We start from the raw sequence: 16,955 nt of genomic DNA, 5'->3' as shown, positions 1-16,955 counted from the left end.
ACCGCTTGATTCAGTCTCAGAAAGGTACCCATGCGCGAAGAATAAAACCACTTGACAAGATGCTCTTCATAGATAAGTCCGAATGCAATTCGGGCCGAGCGGAGCGAGCAGGAGGTTGCCGCTGCCGTATTCGTTCCAGAACCGAGCGTCCTATATTTACCAGGCACGGCCGGACGAGCCGGACCGTGGCACACGGAAATCTATCTGGAGTTGGGTAATCATTCTTGTCAGATCAGTCGTTCGTGTGCCACCGCTCGGCTTGACCGACGGTGCTGCTATGATTTGAGAGAAACCCTCCCGGGGTTGTCGTAGACAACAGGAAACTGTCAGTGAAATCACACAATTCAGTTTTACGTTACCCACCTCCCCTGCCGTAGGTGCGTGGCCCATGTGTCCGCCTGCCTGGCGATGTTCGACCCGGTTTCACACCGGTATGGGAACAGATGAAACCTTCGTAATGCATTATTTTTACCACTAAAGACACGAAATGACACGAAACCTGTCATTGGGGAATTCCCGGTATGAGAAACTCCATCCACTGAACCTGCTGTACGATTTTTCAGGAATTGCGGTTACGTTTTTCCTGCAGTTGATTAAAATAGGACCGTTCCCACTGCTGACCTCAGGAGACATTCCGATGTCGGAAAATAAACGATCCATTCTCATGCGATTTCTGTCCGGGGCGCTTCCCCTGTTGCTGGTGCTGTATGTCTTGAGTATCGGTCCCGTTTCCGGATATCTGGTCACTCCTTCCGGCCTGCGGGACGATGTCTCTTCTGAAACACTTGGACGGATTGAGTCTTTCTACACTCCCGTAATCTGGGCTGTTAACAGTAACGATTTTTTATTGAGCATCGCTGAGAAATATGTTGAGTTCTGGGAAGACATTCTTTAATACCCGCACTGCTTTTACAGGAACCTGAAAACACGATGTTGAAATGGCTCTTACTGATTCTCGTTTGTTTTCCCACCTGCGGAACCGCAGCAGCAGAGGAACTCTATCTGCTGCGCCTGGATGCCGTGGGCTACGTCAAATCTTCCGAAGACACGCCGCAGGAGAAGGTCCTGCAAAGTATCGAAGTGGTGGCACGCCTCAATGAACTGTTTCACAGCAAAGTAATTTCAGGGCCGGAAACGCAAATCCTGTCGGGCAAATTCTATGCGGAAGAAGGAACATTCAAAGCAAGCCTGCGCTACCAGCGACTGCTTGATGTGGGAAATGTCGTGCCGGTCGCCATCGACAGGGATGGCACCGTCATCACCGAAACGGTGCTGAATCGCAGCGAGATCCAGACGACCCTCGACCTGAAAGTCGACCAGTCAACCACTGTGGGCAGGATTGAAACGGACTCAGAAACCACCCTGGGTTCGACCACCACCAGATCCCGATCGAAAGTGAACTATCAGCTGTTTCTCTCCCGCTACGAACCTCCAGCGGAAAAACGTTGAATGCTGTCTGCTGTCTGATATGATTCAGGGAGAGAAAACGGTTTCATCATGCACGCGGTTTTTTCTGAGGAATCTTTTCAATAACGATTTAGCAGGCGTTTGATGCCTGGTCTCGGGAGGCAGAGATGAGTGATTTAAGCAGAAGAGATGCCGTCAAAATGGTCGCAGGACTCGGTCTGGGCCTGGGGGCACTGGCAGCGCGTGATGCAGGTGCCGCAGAGACCGCTCAACCGGAGGATAAAATGCTGAAGGATGCCAGCAAAAATCCTGCCCGGTTCATGTTTACCGCCCAGCAGACTTTCAAGACCACTCCGTCTGGATACCGTCTCGTCTTTACCTCCGCCGTGCGCAAACCGACCGATCCTAAAGAAGGGGTTTCTCTGCTGCCGGCCTCCATGCGGATCTTCCGGGCCGATTCCGATCTGGACGAATTCACCCGCAAAGGGGGACTCTACTGGAAGTGTGGCAAAGAGGAAGGACAGATCCAGTTCAAAAATCCGGGTGAAGTGATCATGGCCGTTTACGATCAGGATGGCACCGTCAACTGCTACTCCCTGTTTTACGACTTGCGCTGCTGAACCATTTTTTTGAGTCCCCTCTCATAACGGGAAGACAGACGATGATCGATCGCGAAAGACGCAACCAACTGGCGGCACTGATACGCCGCTACCTGGACGGAAAAGCGACAGCTGCTGATTTCGAAAAGTGTCAGTTAGAAAATTACATCTCCGCTGATCAGGCCGTTTCACATGTTTCCTTAGAGATCGGGTTTTACTCAGAGAATGCTGCGAGTACTCTGTCAAAAGAGGATTGGGATTATATTCAACGCCTGCTGCTGCTTTTGGATTCTAATTCAACGGTTTCCTGGAAGACTGCTCCTTACCGACTCTGGACACAGCCAGTAGCCGAAGCCCTGTTATTCACCTGTCTGGTCATCGCGCTGACAACCGGTTTCACACTAAATTTATTCCTGTACTTTATTCCCATCGGGCTCATCTCCCTGCTGCTGCTGTATTTTCAGTCACCCAGGTCAAAAGTCCGGCCTTTTGAGGAAGTCGTCACTCCCTTTCAATCCATTGCCGATCTCGGCATCGCTTACGATTCGGCAAACTTCGTCAAGCAACGTTATTGTTTTTCACAGAGTCACAGCAGTAAAGAGTCCTCTATCGAAGTTTATATGATGCTTATCGAAGGTTATATGATGCTGTTTTTCTTTTTTCTGCTCTGCATTTGTGTGCCGCCAATATTGTTATATTATCTGTGCTGCCTGGGACCAGATTACGAAGTTCAAGTCCAGACGGCGTGATTGATTCTAAGCTCCCTCTTGTAGAATGGAATCCGACAATGATAAATCGCGATGCACGCAATCAACTGGCGGCACTGATACGCCGCTACCTGGACGGAAAAGCGACAGCTGCTGATTTCGAAAAGTGTCAGTTAGAAAATTATATCTCTGCTGATCAGGCCATTTATCATGTTTCGTTAGAGCTCTCGTATTACTCAGAGAAGGCTGCGAGCACTCTGACAAAACAGGATTGGGATTATATTCAACGCCTGCTGCTGTTTCTGGATTCTAATTCAACGGTTTCCTGGCAGTCTTCCCGTTTGCGGCCCTGGACCCGACCGATTGCCGCCCTGCTGTTCATTGTCTGTCTGCTCCTCTTTTATTACAACGGCATCAACGTACATTTATTCCTGTACTTCATCCCTGTGGGGCTCGCCACGATTCTCCTGCTGTTTTTCGGGGATCCTGAGCCGGAAGTGGGGCCTTTCAATCAGATCGTCACACCCTTTCATTCGATTGCCGATCTCGGCATCGCTTACGATTCGGCACACTTTGTTAAGCAGCGCTATGCCGCTCCTGCAAAATACAGGAATCGTCGTTCCCTTCTTGGAGTTCTCGGAGCCAAAATCTCGTTATTGCTCGTGTTACTGTTCCTGATGCTGATGCCCCCCGTGATGTTATTACTTCTGTGCTTTCCCTTCTCTGCTGAAGAAATCAAGGTCCAGCCGGCATGAACATGTCCGATCCCCGCTCCAATGCACTCGATTTGATCACGTTTTGTGAAAGCGCCGGTCGCAATACTGGCAAATTTCTGGCGGCGCTGTCGGAATATGAACCAGGCAGCGAGCGATGGAAAGCGTATCTTAAATCCGGTTGTCACAGTAAGAATAATCTGGTTCAGGTGGTCGCTTTTGAGGAAATCGGGAAAAGCAGCGATGCAGACTGGTTACCATTCCTCTCCGAATGGCTGCAGCCGGAGACCTTTCCGACCACACTGGTTGCTGTGATCAATGCGATGGGGGCACTGGGAGGCATCCAGTCCCGCGATGACTTTGCACCTTTTATTGAATCAGCAGACAGTAATCTGCGCGGTGCAGCAATTAATATTCATTATTTTCTCCCACACGACGAAGCCATCGATTTGCTGCTGTCGATTCTTAATCACGATCCAGATCCTGATTTACGCCACATAGCGGCCCTCAGGCTGGCAAATTTACATTCCGATGCAGGTTTACCACTCCTGCTGGAGGGGATGCAGCAGGAAAGCCTGTTCGGGAGACTGACGAATGCCTGTGCCCTGGCGATTCTGAACCATCCCCGGGGCCTGCACTTTCTACATGATCTCATTGCGACACATCACACGTTATCAAAGCAGGATCGCACCAGGTTACTGTTTCACATCTGTGGATTAGGGGACAAGGTCGGCTTTGAATTTCCCCCCTGCGATCGTCCGGAAGATATCCCCGTAGAAACGATCTTTCAAAATGCCTCTGACTGGATCGAAGGCTGTTCCGGGTTTCAAAAAGTGGTTAGCATGGATAGTGAAAATCACAGCTCTTAAATCAGCTGAGCGAGAACTGCCGGGAGATACGAATGAAAACACAATATGCAATCCTGTTTTTAGTGGCCCTGTTCCTGCCAGGTGCTGTCTCCTGTAGCTCTGAGCCAAGCATCAAAGCACAACTCAAAACGCTGGAATATCAGACAACTGTCTTAGAGGAGCAGATCGAAGAAATCACAAAGGTTATTTCAGATCGCGATCAAAAAGTCTTGGGCCTGTTAACTGCGAATCAGAAACAGCTGGCATTGGCCGTCGATGCGCTGAAAGCAGAAGATACCGAGGCAGCAAAAATCATAAAAGCAGTGATGCAGGATCAGCAGAAAATGCGGGATGAGATCAGCGGCCGACTGAAAGACAACGAAAACGGAACCGATGAGTAGACCGTTTGAATCGGAAATCCGAACAGCGATGGAACTGCTGCAGAACCGGGGCGTTCACTTCGAACCGGGCCTTACGGATCAGGAAGTAGAACAGACAGAAACGACATTTGGCTTTCGTTTTCCACCCGATCTACGGGCGTTTCTGCAAGCCGCTTTACCAGTCAGACTGAATCAGCCAGGCCGTTCAAATGCCTTCCCCGACTGGCGAGCAGGAAATAATAATGATCTGCAAACGCGACTCAACTGGCCCTGGGAGGGGATGGTCTTTGATATCGAACACAACGCGTTCTGGTTAGATGAATGGGGCAAGAAACCGGATGTGATCCAGGCAGCGATTGAAGTGGCACACCGGTATGTGTCACAAGCTCCCACATTGATTCCCGTCTGTTCCCACCGCTACATCCCCGCGACTCCTGCTGAAGCCGGTAATCCTGTCTTTTCGGTCCATCAGACGGACATCATCTATTATGGGCTGAATCTGTGGGATTATTGGGTCCAGGAATTTGGTGTTATTGAAAAAGGATACGGTTTGGAAGATCAAGAAGCAGAGGAGACAGAGTCACAGTTTCTTGAGACTTATCGTGAAATCCCCTTCTGGAGCGATCTGATTTGGTGATGGTAGTGGCACAAATGGTTAGTGACTCCCTTTGGCCTGGTTTTGCTCTTACCAGGATTCCCGAATTGATTAAACTATCTGCCTGATCAGCAACTCTAAAGGGAATCCGAACATGCCTGCACATCAACAAACGAAGGTCACCAGCATTCTGCGTTCGCTTTGTTTCATGCTGGGCCTGTTGATTCTGATCTATGTACTCAGTGTCGGCCCTGTGATTGCCATTTTCAGTTATTCCTCAGGATACATGTCCCCCGACCAGATTCGCCTCGTCAATTTTCTCTACGCACCGCTCAGCTGGCCCGCCGAGTGCAGCGCCTCGTACCGCGACCTGTTTCAGTCCTACGTCGATCTCTGGTTAAGGCTGATCTGAGTAATGCCTTGATTTCGTATTCAAGTCTGTTACTGTACGAATAATGACATGCTTTCAATCTCACAGGAAGCATTGTTTTCGCAGAATCCGTCACAGTGAACCGTAATAACGAAACAGGGATGTGTGTTGATGACGATTTCCAGACTGCTCACGGTTTTGCTGTCTCTGGGACAGATCTTCGTTTTCTCTGCACATCATCTGCTGGCGCAGTCCGATCAGGGGCTCACCAAAGGCAACCAGGTCCACTCGCAGGATCAGTCTCCTCAAGATGTCGGCGTATCAGTGTTCAGCGACTCTCACTTTACGCTGGACTGGAAGAACGTGCCTGTCAAACAACTGGCGGTTTCCGGAGATGGAAAGGTCGTGGTATCTACATCGGGGAACAAACGGCTGACGGTCATTCAGGTCGCTGCCAAAAAACAGCAGTCAGCAGTCGATCTCGACCGTGAACCACTGGTGATTGCGGTCTCTCCTGATGGTACACGATGCGCTTTAGGCTACCCCCATGCCATTGAGATCATCAATCTTGTCACACAACAGAATGAGCACGTGCTCAAGGTTGGTATTACAGCCGGCGATATTCTGAAATATACGCCTGATGGTACGGCACTGTTACGCGCCACTGCCAGCCAGTTATTTCGCTACGAACAATCACAGGGATATCCGGAGAAAAAATTGTGCGACTTTGACGCTCCGATCAGCAATCTGACTCTATCACCTGACAGCCGTCACATCGCGACCTCCCATGTGGGAGGTGTAGTCAGTATTCGGGAGGCACAGACAGGAGAGTCTGTCAGGACGTGGAACGCTCCCGGTCTGATCCAGGGGATGGCCTTTTCGCAGAATGGGAAAGAACTCAACCTGCTGATGCAGGGCAATGCCCACATCTGGAATGCGGAAAACGGAAACCTGCTCCGTAAGGAGAAGCTCAATAAACGAATCTATTTATACCCGGATAGCCCTCCTCAGAAGACAGACGGTTCCGAGGACCGGTCGCATTTTGCTTTCGAGAAAAACGCCGACCAGCAGAGAATTCGTTTTCAGTTTCAATTCCATTCTGATCCGATTCAGGCACACGTCGTGAGTTCAGACGGACGATTGCTGGCCCTGAAGACCAGTGACGGAAAAGTAACGATCATTCCGCTCTCGGCAATTCTGGGACAGAAGAAAGTGCTGGTAGAATTAGAATCACTTGGTTTTTCTATCATCCACTATTCTTCTGGATATAAAATCTATGCGAATGATCTGGATCTCAGAGCCGCTGTGTTGATAGCCCGGCTGAATGTGCTCGGTGAAGTGAGTGAAATGACCCTCCGTGGCAGGAACATTGATGCCGAAGCTCTTACCCTGATCACCAGTGGGACAGGCATCCCGGAACTGACCCTTTATCACGCCAGTCCTCTGGTGCTGGCAGCGATTGCCCGAAGTACGAGACTGACACAACTCTTTCTCAGGGACAGCGAACTGCAAGATGAGACTCTGGCCCCCCTGGCCTCACTCAAAACACTCAGGTCGGTGTCCCTGACTGGTTCGGGATTCACTGGTCGTGGCTTGAAATATCTGACAAATTCAACAGAAATGCTTAGAATCACTCTCAGTAATACCGGGTTGAATGATGCGAATATGTCCCATCTGGAGGCCTTTTCCAAATTGCAATTTCTGGATTTGAGTCGAACACAGATTACTGATGTCGGCCTCAATTCCTTGCAGGGCATGCCACAGATGCAGACATTGCGACTGGGGCAAACGGGAATTACTGGCCCAGGAATCAAACATCTGGCCAGGATGCACGCTCTTGATAATCTGGATCTGTCCCATACTCATATTTCTGAGGGGGGACTGGAAACGCTCCGCCAACTCCAGAATCTCAGGCAGTTAAATTTATCAGGAACCAGCTTATCAGAGAACGCAGTCCGGCAACTGTCCGGTTGTCAGAATTTGAAGTACCTGAATCTTTATCGAGCTGAATTGACAGACGATGCACTCGCCCGGTTGGATAACCTGCCGCAGCTGGAATCGCTCAACTTAAGCCAGACGGAAATCACCGGCGAAGGATTTGCCAGGTTAACAAACCTCCCTCGCTTGAGAACAGTCGATCTCTGGTCCAGCCAGTTGAATGATGCCGGGTTACAGGCTCTCAGCCAGTTTCCGAAAATCAGTTCTCTCTCCATTCAGAATACGAATGTGACCGATACAGGAATGGCGGCCCTGTCGCGACTTTCAGACCTGTTTAGTTTGAACTGTTCCTCGAATTCCATCACAGGCCGGGGACTTGGGTTTCTTGCTTTTACACCTCGTCTGTATTCGCTTGACTTATCTTACACTGCTCTGGATGACACCGCGGGATCTCAGCTGGCTCTGGCATCAGGCCTGAATTCCTTGAATTTGAGTCAGACACAGGTGGGAGATCAAACCCTGCAGTCGCTGGCAAAGTTGCAGCGTCTGGAATCACTCACACTGTCAGAAACCAGGATCACCGATGCGGGAAGTAAGACATTTCAAAATATGCCTCGTCTTTCGCGTCTCTCTCTACAGGAGACGTCTGTTGGCGATACCACACTGGAAAACCTGGCGGACTGCCGAAATTTAAAAAATCTGAACTGCGCCGATACAAACATTACTGATGCCGGTCTGGAACATATTGAAAAACTGACAGCACTCACATCGCTCAATTTGTCCGGGACTGCTGTCTCCAGTGAGGGAATGAAATCTGTCTCTCATTTGTCTGGCCTGAGTTATCTCGAATTAAGCAAGACTGACATCGATGACAAAGGATTGGCGAACCTTGCACCTCTCACTTCTTTGCAAAGTATCGGTATCTGGCGAACAAAAATTACCGGCGCAGGAATCAGGCATATTACTGGCTGTAAAAACCTGTCTTCGCTGAACCTCAACGGTATGCCTGTCACAGACGCTGATCTTATTCACATCGGTCAGCTCAGAGGCCTGTCGAGTCTGGCGTTGAATGAAACGCAAATTACAGACGCTGGTCTTAAATCATTGGCAGGTCTGGTCTATTTATCCCACCTCGAGCTGCGTAACACGAAAATGGGGGATGCCGGTTTGCAGACCGTGGCAGAACTGGAGAATTTAACTTCGCTCAACTTGCAGGGAACCCAAATCTCCAATCAGGGGATTCAATCGCTGGCTAAACTGAAGAAACTGAACAGTCTCAATATTTCTCAGACCAGTATCGATGATCGTACGTTGAAGGTATTGGGAGCGATGTTCAACCTGAGAGAGTTGAATCTCAACCAGACCGCTGTGGGAGACTCGGGCGTGGAGTCGTTGCAGGATTTGTTTGAACTGCGGAGGCTTTATCTCAGCGAAACCAGAGTCACTGATGCCGGTGTGGCTTCGCTTAGTAAGATCGCAAACCTGCAGTCGCTTGATCTGTCCAATACTGAGGTGACAGATCAGATGGTGAGACATCTTCAGAAGCTTCCTGATCTCAATCTACTTAACTTAAGCGAAACACAGGTGACTGACTCGGGATTGAAAGCGCTTCAGAAATTCCCTGCCCTGTTGAGTCTGGATTTGAGCGGGACCCGCATCACCGAGCAGGGATTGAAATTTCTTTCCAGCAGATTGAGAAGGCTTTACCTGAATGGGGTTGATATTTCAGATGCAGCCTGGCCACAGATTCTCAACTGTTCGGAATTGGCAACCCTCAGTATTGCCAATACTCAGCTCAGTCAAGCGGGGCTCACGAACTTAAAATCGCTGCTCCATCTGAATTCGCTTGCCTTAGATGGTCGCTTTCTGACTGAGGATGGAATCGAAGTTTTAAATGCGTTACCGAAAATAAAAGCACTTCGTATCGTTGATTGCCAACTCGACCAGGAACAACTGGAACGGATCACCCGGTTGAAGCACATCTCAGAGTTTAGCTTTTACGCTGTTTCGTTTCCTGAAACTGCGGTCGATGATCTCAGTCAGCTCAAACCGGTTGCATTGCTCGGATTTTATCATTCCAGTCTCTCTCAGCAGCAGGTCTCACAACTGCAGCAGAAGCTGCCAGACTCACACGTCTTTCAGTCTTCCTATAAACTGAACTGGTCGAAATGAACTGGTTTCTTCTGCCTGTTATGTCGGAATACATGCTGCTGAAATGTAACAAATTGCCCACTTTTGTATGCTGCGTGCCATGCTTCTGCTTTGAGCCGGAAGTGTATATAATCCTGCATCGTACTGAAATTTAAAGAAATATACATTCACAGGATAATACGCTTCAGGGCTATGATGGAAGATCACTGGATATTACGCAGGCGCGAGGACGAAGAGGGGCATCCGCGAAAAACGTTTAACGATCCCGATTCAGAGAACTTTGAGTCACAGTTTCTCCGCGATAAAGCCCGGATTATTCATTCGTCCGCGTTTCGCCGACTGCAGTCCAAGACGCAGGTCTTCTCGCTGGGTGACAGTGATTTCTATCGCACGCGTCTCACGCATTCCCTCGAGGTGGCACAGATCGGTGCCAGTATTGCCTCACACCTGCGATTTTCGGGACATCGGGAGCAGCTATCCAGCCTGATTCCGTCCAACAGTCTGATCGAGGCGATCTGCCTGGCCCACGATCTGGGACATCCCCCTTACGGGCATGGGGGCGAATATTCACTGAATAAGCATATGCACCAGGATGGCGGCTTTGAAGGCAACGGACAGACGCTGCGCATCGTCTGCCGCCTGGGAGAGTTTTCCGATCATCATGGCCTGGATCTCACAAGAAGAACACTGCTGGGCCTGTTGAAATATCCCGCCACCCATTCACAGGTGGCCAACTATGAAAAACTGCAGAATCACAGCGACGATTCCCCCTCGAAACTCTCACTCTATCGCCCCCCTAAATGTATTCACGACGATGACGAGGATCTGCTGGACTGGATCCTGCAGCCCTTCTCCGCCAGTGATCGCGCGATTCTCTCTGAAATCAAACCGAAGCCAGGCGGGCATGCCAAAACCGTCCGCAAATCGTTCGATACCTCGATCATGGAACTGGCAGATGACATTGCCTACGGCGTACATGATCTCGAAGATGCGATCGCGCTGGGGCTGGTCTCTCAGAGAATCTGGGATGCGGAAGTAATGGAGCTGGTCAAGTCTTTCCAGGATTCCTACCTGGCGGATGTCGTCACCCGCTATACGGAAAAGCTGTTTTCTGGCTCTCATAAACAGTTAAAGCACGGCATCAGCAACATTGTCGGCGGACTGATTCGCGACACCGAAATCCGGGATCTGGAATCAGGCGAACATGAACTGGTCCGTTATAACGCCTGCCTGAAAGACGATTCGGCTGCGATTCTCGATATCCTCAAAACGTTCGTCCTCAAGCACGTCATCCGTCAGCGTCAGAATCAGATTCTGGAAATCAAGGGGCAGATGATCGTCGACAAACTGTTTGAAGCGTTGCTGGAAAATCCGGAGCGACTGCTGAAGCCGGACGAGTACGAAATCTACAAAACAGGCAATTCAAAACGGGTACTGTGTGACTACGTCTCGGGCATGACCGACCTGTATGCCAGCCGACTCTACAGCAGCCTGTTTCTCCCCCAGGCCGGATCACTGTTTGACCAGTTTTAATTTCAATTTGTCGTATGGGATCCATTCGCGAATCTGTCGATGCTATCTGAACGGACTCTGAGTCACTGTTTTAAAATTTGATTTGCGGCCTTGACATGCAACTGTAAGGTTGCGTATAAAGATGGTGACGTGCAACCATAAGGTTGCGGGAACTCGTTCCGTTGCTATAATTGAGAGGAGCAAACTGTGGTGTCATCAAACAGCGATATAATCAAAAAGCAGATCACGTTACAGGCCCCCCTGAATCGGGTCTGGAAAGCATTGACAGATTACAAGGAATTCGGGGCCTGGTTTGGCGTCAACCTGCAGAGTCCATTTGTTGCCGGTGAGAAAACCGTCGGGCAAATTACGATTCCAGGCTACGATCATATCGTCATGGAAGTAGAAGTCCATGAGATCCAACCTGAAACCTTATTTTCTTTTTACTGGCATCCCTATGCAATTGATCCTGGCTGTGATTATTCTCAGGAGAAACCGACACTGGTTGAGTTTCAATTGAAAGAGACCGCAGAAGGGACTCTCCTGACGGTTATCGAATCCGGCTTTGATGCGATTCCTGCGGTAAGGCGTGACGAAGCCTTTCGCATGAACGATAAGGGCTGGACGGGACAAATCAAAAATATCGAGACCTATCTCAATGAAAGTATTCAAACGTGATGTCGGGCAGTTATGCAGTCGTGCCCCCCTGTTTGCTGCCCTTGGTGACGAAACCAGATTAACCCTGCTCATGAAACTGGGAGATGGCCAGCCGAAATCCATCTCCCAGTTGTCGCAGGGCGAATCCGTTTCCAGGCAGGCCATCACAAAACATCTTCAGGTATTAAACGAAGTGGGCCTGGTAAAAGGCGTACGAAAGGGACGGGAAAAACTGTTTCAGGTGGAACAAAAGCCGCTGGACGATTTGCGACTGGCACTCGATCTCATTTCAAAGCAATGGGACCACGCCCTGGACCGTTTGAAATCTCATGTCGAACAAGCATGATCACGGTTCCATCAAATCGATTGTCTGTTTCGGAATCCGGTTTTCTGACCAGTTCATTTCACACGATGAGGCGGCAGATAGATGGTGAATTCGGTCTTCTGCTGCATCAGGACACTGTGAATGTTGAGTGCTTCCCCCGGTTCCGCCAGCCCCAGCGTATTGAGTAGATCAAAGCGGGCCGTCTGAACGTGGCCGACCGTTGTCTGCAGCCGATCGTGCCAGATGGAATAAGAGCCAAGCTGGCCATCGCGTCGATAAAAATAGCCTTTGCGTGGATGCGTCAGCAGAACCAGTCCGGTTTCCAGATCATCAAAGCCGGCAAGTTCCGTTGGCGGTTGCCCTGTGTCGGACAGTTCCACTTCTGCGTCGGCCCAGCTGTTGGTTGTCTGCATGCGATACGTCGTGTAGCGTTGCAGTGCCGCATCATAAGTACAATCAAACTGGATGTGCGCGCGATGCCAGGGAAGTTTCCAGAAAAATCGTGGGACAGCGACCGTCCAGGAATCGAGCGACGTCCCAAAGAACCAGGCAATGTGTTCGCCGGTTTCAGTATCGGTCGCGTACATCCGATAATTCGTCTGACCGAACTGCCATTGGAACCACGGGATGCGGGCAAAGCGAAAATCCTGATCGACGAAGGGGACCAGAGAGACCAGGGCACATTCCCGGCCGTTGACTTCAATGAGATCCAGTTCAAAGCGGGCGTGTAAATGACGTCGCGCGATTTCGGGTTCCACCAGAATGGTAATGATGGCGAAGTGTGAGAGCGTCGTATCCACGTCGATTCCCCGCGGCGGTCGGCGACACAGCAGCTCGTCATTGAATGTTAACGGCTTCATTTTTCTCTTCCGTTAAGTCACCAGAGTCCCGGAAAGTCCGATGTTCCCTGACTGCAACTGTAACAGCTGATCAATTTCCTGTCGAATCACGAAAAAAAGATTCCCTTTTGATTTCTGACTTTTAAGATAATTCATAATCCTGTTGCTGAACCATTTCTGCAGTGGAGGCTTCGTCTGTGAAAATCAGAAACGAATTGATCAGAAAAACAGCGCTGCGTCTGGGATACATTCTTAGTATTCTGCTGGTGCTTTATCTGCTGAGTGCGGGGCCGATCATCGCGATCTGCCGTCAGTTCGCCGCCAGCCCGGTCGGGCCGTCCCCTGTAATGGTTTATGTCGAGCTGTTTTATACGCCCCTGTTCTCCGTCCCGGTTCTGGTACCAGTCGTTGAGTTCTACATCGGTCTCTGGCAGAAAATTATTTGACCAGCAAAATCGTTTGCCGTCAGTCGGCTCTGGTCTTTAGAGCTTCGACAAGTTGATTCAAGGCATGTCCTGACTGGACAGAATACTTCTCCCAACCCGAAAACGAGATCGATTCCAGTTCAAGGATCTGATCACGCAGAGGATGATTCCAGTCTGTAAAAAGTTCTTCGTCAATGATCAGCGGGATGACTGCCTGCTGCCTTGGCTCTGTATTTTGGCATCGATGTTTTTCTCTCAGAAACAGGTCGTCCAGTGCAGAGAGGAATGAGTGGTCTGCGAGCGATTTTCTGGAAAGACAGAGCAGGATGCGAACGTTCTCCGCGATTTCAGAGCCCAGGCAGAAAGCACCGTAGATCTGGTCGAGGAAATGGAAATCTGAGTCGAGCCAACAGCGAATGCCTTTCTCCTGTAATCTTTCAAAGAGCCAGTCGGCAAACGGTCGTTCCTGGGAGCTTTGAATAATGAGACAGGAATCGTAGGGAATAGCTGATCTGGAAAACAGAACCGGTATCTGGGAAATAACGTGCTGCGGCACACCACTGCCACGCAGAAACGGATCAGGAATCGTACCTTGCGATCGGATCAGTGTGTCGATGCCCAGCGAACCGGGGCCCTCATGGATCACGGTTTCGAGATGGAGCACTTTTGATAGATCAAGGTTGTTCCATTGGTTATAAGCAGAGATCAACTGATCAAAATCGGTGCCCACTAACGATACGTCAGACAGTGTGGCGCCAGTGAGTGTTGCCCCACACAGTTTGCACCCGTTCAGCCTCGTTCGATAAAAAATGGTTCGCTGCAATAGGGTGTTGCTTAAATCAGCGCCCGTGAAATACGCGTTTTCCAGATCCGCTTCGCTCAAATCAGCGCCGCGTAAATCGGCACCTTCGAGACTGGCTTCACTCAAATCGACATGCTTCAAAAAGGCACCGATTAAAGATGCATCCTCTAAACAGGCTGAAAAAAAGTTGGCGTGGCTTAGAATGGTGCCATTCAGTTTCGCACTGATTAAGTCCGCGTCAGACAGATTCGCTCTAATAAGATTGGCATGGCTCAAGTCGGCGTCATTCAGATCGGAACCCTGCAGGTCTGCGCCTTCCAGCTTCACATTTGACAAATCGGCAGAACTCAAATCCAGGTCCAGATCGGGATTGCTCTGCCGCCAGCTGAAAATGGCCGCGGCCCCCTGTCGTACGATTTGCAGATGTTCTGGATCAGCCATATTGAATCATTCCTGGTAAGAGATCTGAAATAGGCAGGGGGGGCCTGGTTCATGGACTAAGATTGTAAACTGAGATCTGACTGACAGCAGACGAACACTCTTCATTGAGACCAGTTCAAATCTCCGCAGGTTCGGACTTCCCGGGACCTCAGGAAAAGTGGCTGGTTCTTCCAGATTTCCTCGCTTCCCGACAGGCAAATCGGGACCGTTATAAATGCGTTTAAGCTATTTAGTCTATCTTTACAAATAAACAGTACCAGCTATAATACACCGGTCATGCAAGTATGACGAGCAGAGACAAGGTGTAGTATAACCTCCTTCGGGTCGTTCTTCTCTTCCCGCTCCATTGTGCGTAGCTGGCCTACTACGTAAGTATCCGCTTCGATTTTTGTAGCTTTATCTGCTTTCATTTTTTGACGATCGACGGCTCTAAAGAGAATCGTCGTGCGTCACCGGTTTATTTGGTTGGAGAGCAGAAATGCCACAAGGTAAAATCAAGAGAATTGTTTCAGATCGCGGATTCGGGTTCATTGAAGGCGAACGGGGCGACCTGTTTTTTCATTACTCTGAAGTACAGGGTGTGACCCTCGAAGAGCTTCAGGAAGGTCAGATGGTTGAATACGAAGTCGGTCAGGGACGTAAAGGTCCCTGTGCAACTGGCGTCAAAGTCGTAGACTAATCTTAGACCGCTGGACTGAACAGATATCGCGCCCGGATTTGCTCCGGGCGTTTTTTTATGACTACTGACGACTCTGTCGGTTTGCTCTGTGATTCTCACGCTAAAACGGCGTGAAAGCTTCACGCAAAGAGTTCGGAAACGACGCGGCCTTCTACATCGGTCAGGCGGAAATCCCGTCCGGCGTGGCGATAAGTCAGGCGTTCGTGATCGATTCCCAAGAGATGCAGCAGTGTGGCGTGCATGTCATGCATATGGACTTTGTTCTCGACCGCCTCGTGGCCGAATTCATCGGTCGTACCAAACGAGAAACCGGCTTTGACGCCTGCCCCACACAGGAAGTGGGTGAAGCCTTTGGGGTTGTGATCGCGGCCGTCCACACCCTGTTTGAACGGATTCCGACCGAACTCCCCGCCCCACCAGATGAGTGTGTCTTCCAGCAGTCCGCGCTGTTTCATATCCTGAATCAGTCCGGCGACCGGTTTGTCTGTTGCCCGGGCATGCGTTTCATGCTTCTGAATCTTACTGTGCTGATCCCAGCGGGGGGTATTGCCATTGTCGGCGTAGTTCACCTGGATGTAGCGCGTCCCGGCTTCCGCCATGCGTCGGGCCAGCAGACACTGGCGGCCGAAATCATCGGTTTCTTCCTGGCCGATGCCATACAGATCAAAGGTCGCCTTGGATTCACCCGAGAGATCAGTCAGACCGGGGGCATGCTGCTGCATCCGGAACGCCAGTTCGAACGAATTCACGACCGCAGCCAGTTCGTCGTCATGCTGGTTCGTCTGCATCTGACTCTGATTGAGTGACTGCAGCAGTTTCAGCTGCTGACGCTGTTTCGCGAGTGACCACTGCTGGTTTTTGACATTATTAAAGCGGGCTTCTTTCGCCGGTTGGGCGGCTCGCCCCAGTGCGGTTCCCTGATAGTGAGAGGGCAGAAACGCATTCGAATAATTACGGGGGCCACCGTTCGAGGAAGAGGGAGAGATGGTAATGAAGCCGGGAATGTTTTCATTCTCGGTCCCCAGGCCATAAGTCACCCACGAGCCGATGGAAGGCATAATCAGGTTAGTGGTCCCGGTGTGCAGGAACAGCGTACTCGGCCCATGTGCCACACCGTTGGTGTGCATGCTGTGGACGAAGCAGAGGTCGTCCACCTGTTTGCCGATCTCCGGGAACAGGTCGGAAACCCAGTGTCCGGTCTCGCCGTACTGGCGGAACTTCCAGAGGGACTGCATCACTTTTTCTTTGCCGTAGCCTCCCGTCTTAGCGATCTTGCGGGAGTCTTTGAATTCCAGTTCTTCCCCGTCCTTTTTGGCCAGCAGCGGTTTGTAGTCAAACGTATCAACCTGGCTTGGGCCCCCCTGCATGAAGATAAAGATGATGCGTTTGGCACGCGGGGCGAACATCGGTTCCTGCGGAGCCAGGGGGTTCTGTTGAGCGGCAGAAGGACTGTTTGCGCGAGCGGAGTTCAGCATACCGTTGAGGGCCAGTGAACCAAAACCACAGGCAGAGGTTGCCAGTAACTGACGACGGGAAACAGGTTGATATTGTGGGAACATGGAATCGC

General features: G+C 50.5%; 18 protein-coding genes. 15 read left to right on the top strand and 3 right to left on the bottom strand.

The window, feature by feature from the left end; genetic code table 11:
• Nucleotides 1-637 precede the first annotated feature (637 nt).
• The 13 genes from ACN0YN_RS28630 to ACN0YN_RS28570 all read left to right on the top strand — a co-directional run bounded on the left by ACN0YN_RS28630 (nt 638) and on the right by ACN0YN_RS28570 (nt 12,223).
• Nucleotides 638-895, top strand: a complete 258-nt coding sequence (locus ACN0YN_RS28630; protein WP_417388314.1) for a hypothetical protein — start codon at nt 638-640, stop codon at nt 893-895.
• A 35-nt stretch (nt 896-930) separates the two neighbouring features.
• Nucleotides 931-1,449 (top strand): hypothetical protein, encoded by a 519-nt coding sequence (locus ACN0YN_RS28625; RefSeq protein ID WP_417388313.1) that lies wholly within the window; start codon nt 931-933, stop codon nt 1,447-1,449.
• A 125-nt stretch (nt 1,450-1,574) separates the two neighbouring features.
• Complete coding sequence (locus ACN0YN_RS28620) at nt 1,575-2,027, top strand: hypothetical protein (protein WP_417388312.1); 453 nt, start codon at nt 1,575-1,577, stop codon at nt 2,025-2,027.
• 41 nt (nt 2,028-2,068) lie between these two features.
• Nucleotides 2,069-2,755, top strand: coding sequence for a hypothetical protein (locus tag ACN0YN_RS28615; RefSeq protein ID WP_417388311.1), 687 nt, complete (start codon nt 2,069-2,071; stop codon nt 2,753-2,755).
• 38 nt (nt 2,756-2,793) lie between these two features.
• Entirely contained in the window at nt 2,794-3,468 is a 675-nt protein-coding gene (locus ACN0YN_RS28610; protein ID WP_417388310.1) for a hypothetical protein, read from the top strand.
• Entirely contained in the window at nt 3,465-4,295 is an 831-nt protein-coding gene (locus ACN0YN_RS28605; protein WP_417388309.1) for a HEAT repeat domain-containing protein, read from the top strand. The genes ACN0YN_RS28610 and ACN0YN_RS28605 overlap by 4 nt, the downstream gene beginning before the upstream one ends.
• A 32-nt stretch (nt 4,296-4,327) precedes the next feature.
• On the top strand, nt 4,328-4,675 hold the full coding sequence (locus ACN0YN_RS28600) for a hypothetical protein (protein ID WP_417388308.1): 348 nt from the start codon (nt 4,328-4,330) through the stop codon (nt 4,673-4,675).
• Nucleotides 4,668-5,291 (top strand): SMI1/KNR4 family protein, encoded by a 624-nt coding sequence (locus ACN0YN_RS28595; RefSeq protein ID WP_417388307.1) that lies wholly within the window; start codon nt 4,668-4,670, stop codon nt 5,289-5,291. The genes ACN0YN_RS28600 and ACN0YN_RS28595 overlap by 8 nt, the downstream gene beginning before the upstream one ends.
• Before the next feature lie 112 nt (nt 5,292-5,403).
• The gene (locus tag ACN0YN_RS28590; protein ID WP_417388306.1) at nt 5,404-5,661 is read left to right on the top strand and encodes a hypothetical protein; all 258 of its coding nucleotides are present in this window, start codon (nt 5,404-5,406) and stop codon (nt 5,659-5,661) included.
• Between the two features lie 129 nt (nt 5,662-5,790).
• On the top strand, nt 5,791-9,729 hold the full coding sequence (locus ACN0YN_RS28585; RefSeq protein WP_417388305.1) for a leucine-rich repeat protein: 3,939 nt from the start codon (nt 5,791-5,793) through the stop codon (nt 9,727-9,729).
• 174 nt (nt 9,730-9,903) lie between these two features.
• The gene (locus tag ACN0YN_RS28580; RefSeq protein ID WP_417388316.1) at nt 9,904-11,241 is read left to right on the top strand and encodes an anti-phage deoxyguanosine triphosphatase; all 1,338 of its coding nucleotides are present in this window, start codon (nt 9,904-9,906) and stop codon (nt 11,239-11,241) included.
• 189 nt (nt 11,242-11,430) lie between these two features.
• Nucleotides 11,431-11,898 (top strand): SRPBCC family protein, encoded by a 468-nt coding sequence (locus ACN0YN_RS28575; RefSeq protein WP_417388304.1) that lies wholly within the window; start codon nt 11,431-11,433, stop codon nt 11,896-11,898.
• A complete protein-coding gene (locus ACN0YN_RS28570; protein WP_417388303.1) occupies nt 11,879-12,223 on the top strand; it encodes an ArsR/SmtB family transcription factor in 345 nt (114 codons plus the stop codon). Before ACN0YN_RS28575 ends, ACN0YN_RS28570 begins: the two co-directional genes overlap by 20 nt.
• A 53-nt stretch (nt 12,224-12,276) precedes the next feature.
• On the opposite strand, the gene ACN0YN_RS28565 is transcribed toward ACN0YN_RS28570, so the two are convergent.
• Nucleotides 12,277-13,062, bottom strand: coding sequence for a DUF2071 domain-containing protein (locus ACN0YN_RS28565; protein ID WP_417388302.1), 786 nt, complete (start codon nt 13,060-13,062; stop codon nt 12,277-12,279).
• Nucleotides 13,063-13,238: 176 nt separating this feature from the next.
• On the opposite strand from ACN0YN_RS28565, the gene ACN0YN_RS28560 reads away from it, so the two are divergent.
• Nucleotides 13,239-13,487 carry a hypothetical protein gene (locus ACN0YN_RS28560; RefSeq protein WP_417388301.1) on the top strand — a complete coding sequence of 83 codons (249 nt, stop codon included), beginning with the start codon at nt 13,239-13,241 and terminating at the stop codon, nt 13,485-13,487.
• A 19-nt stretch (nt 13,488-13,506) separates the two neighbouring features.
• Here the strand turns inward: ACN0YN_RS28560 and ACN0YN_RS28555 are convergent, their stop codons facing one another.
• Nucleotides 13,507-14,709 carry a toll/interleukin-1 receptor domain-containing protein gene (locus tag ACN0YN_RS28555; protein WP_417388300.1) on the bottom strand — a complete coding sequence of 401 codons (1,203 nt, stop codon included), beginning with the start codon at nt 14,707-14,709 and terminating at the stop codon, nt 13,507-13,509.
• 478 nt (nt 14,710-15,187) lie between these two features.
• Between ACN0YN_RS28555 and ACN0YN_RS28550 the strand changes: the two genes are divergently transcribed.
• Entirely contained in the window at nt 15,188-15,388 is a 201-nt protein-coding gene (locus tag ACN0YN_RS28550; protein WP_002646585.1) for a cold-shock protein, read from the top strand.
• 119 nt (nt 15,389-15,507) lie between these two features.
• Here ACN0YN_RS28550 and ACN0YN_RS28545 read toward each other — a convergent pair whose 3' ends face one another.
• The gene (locus tag ACN0YN_RS28545) at nt 15,508-16,947 is read right to left on the bottom strand and encodes a DUF1501 domain-containing protein (RefSeq protein ID WP_417388299.1); all 1,440 of its coding nucleotides are present in this window, start codon (nt 16,945-16,947) and stop codon (nt 15,508-15,510) included.
• Between the last annotated feature and the right edge of the window lie 8 nt (nt 16,948-16,955).

Source organism: Gimesia sp. (assembly GCF_048260065.1).
Classification (GTDB): domain Bacteria; phylum Planctomycetota; class Planctomycetia; order Planctomycetales; family Planctomycetaceae; genus Gimesia.
The sequence above is the reverse complement of the archived record's forward strand: the minus strand, read 5'-3'. Positions and strand labels throughout refer to the sequence as shown.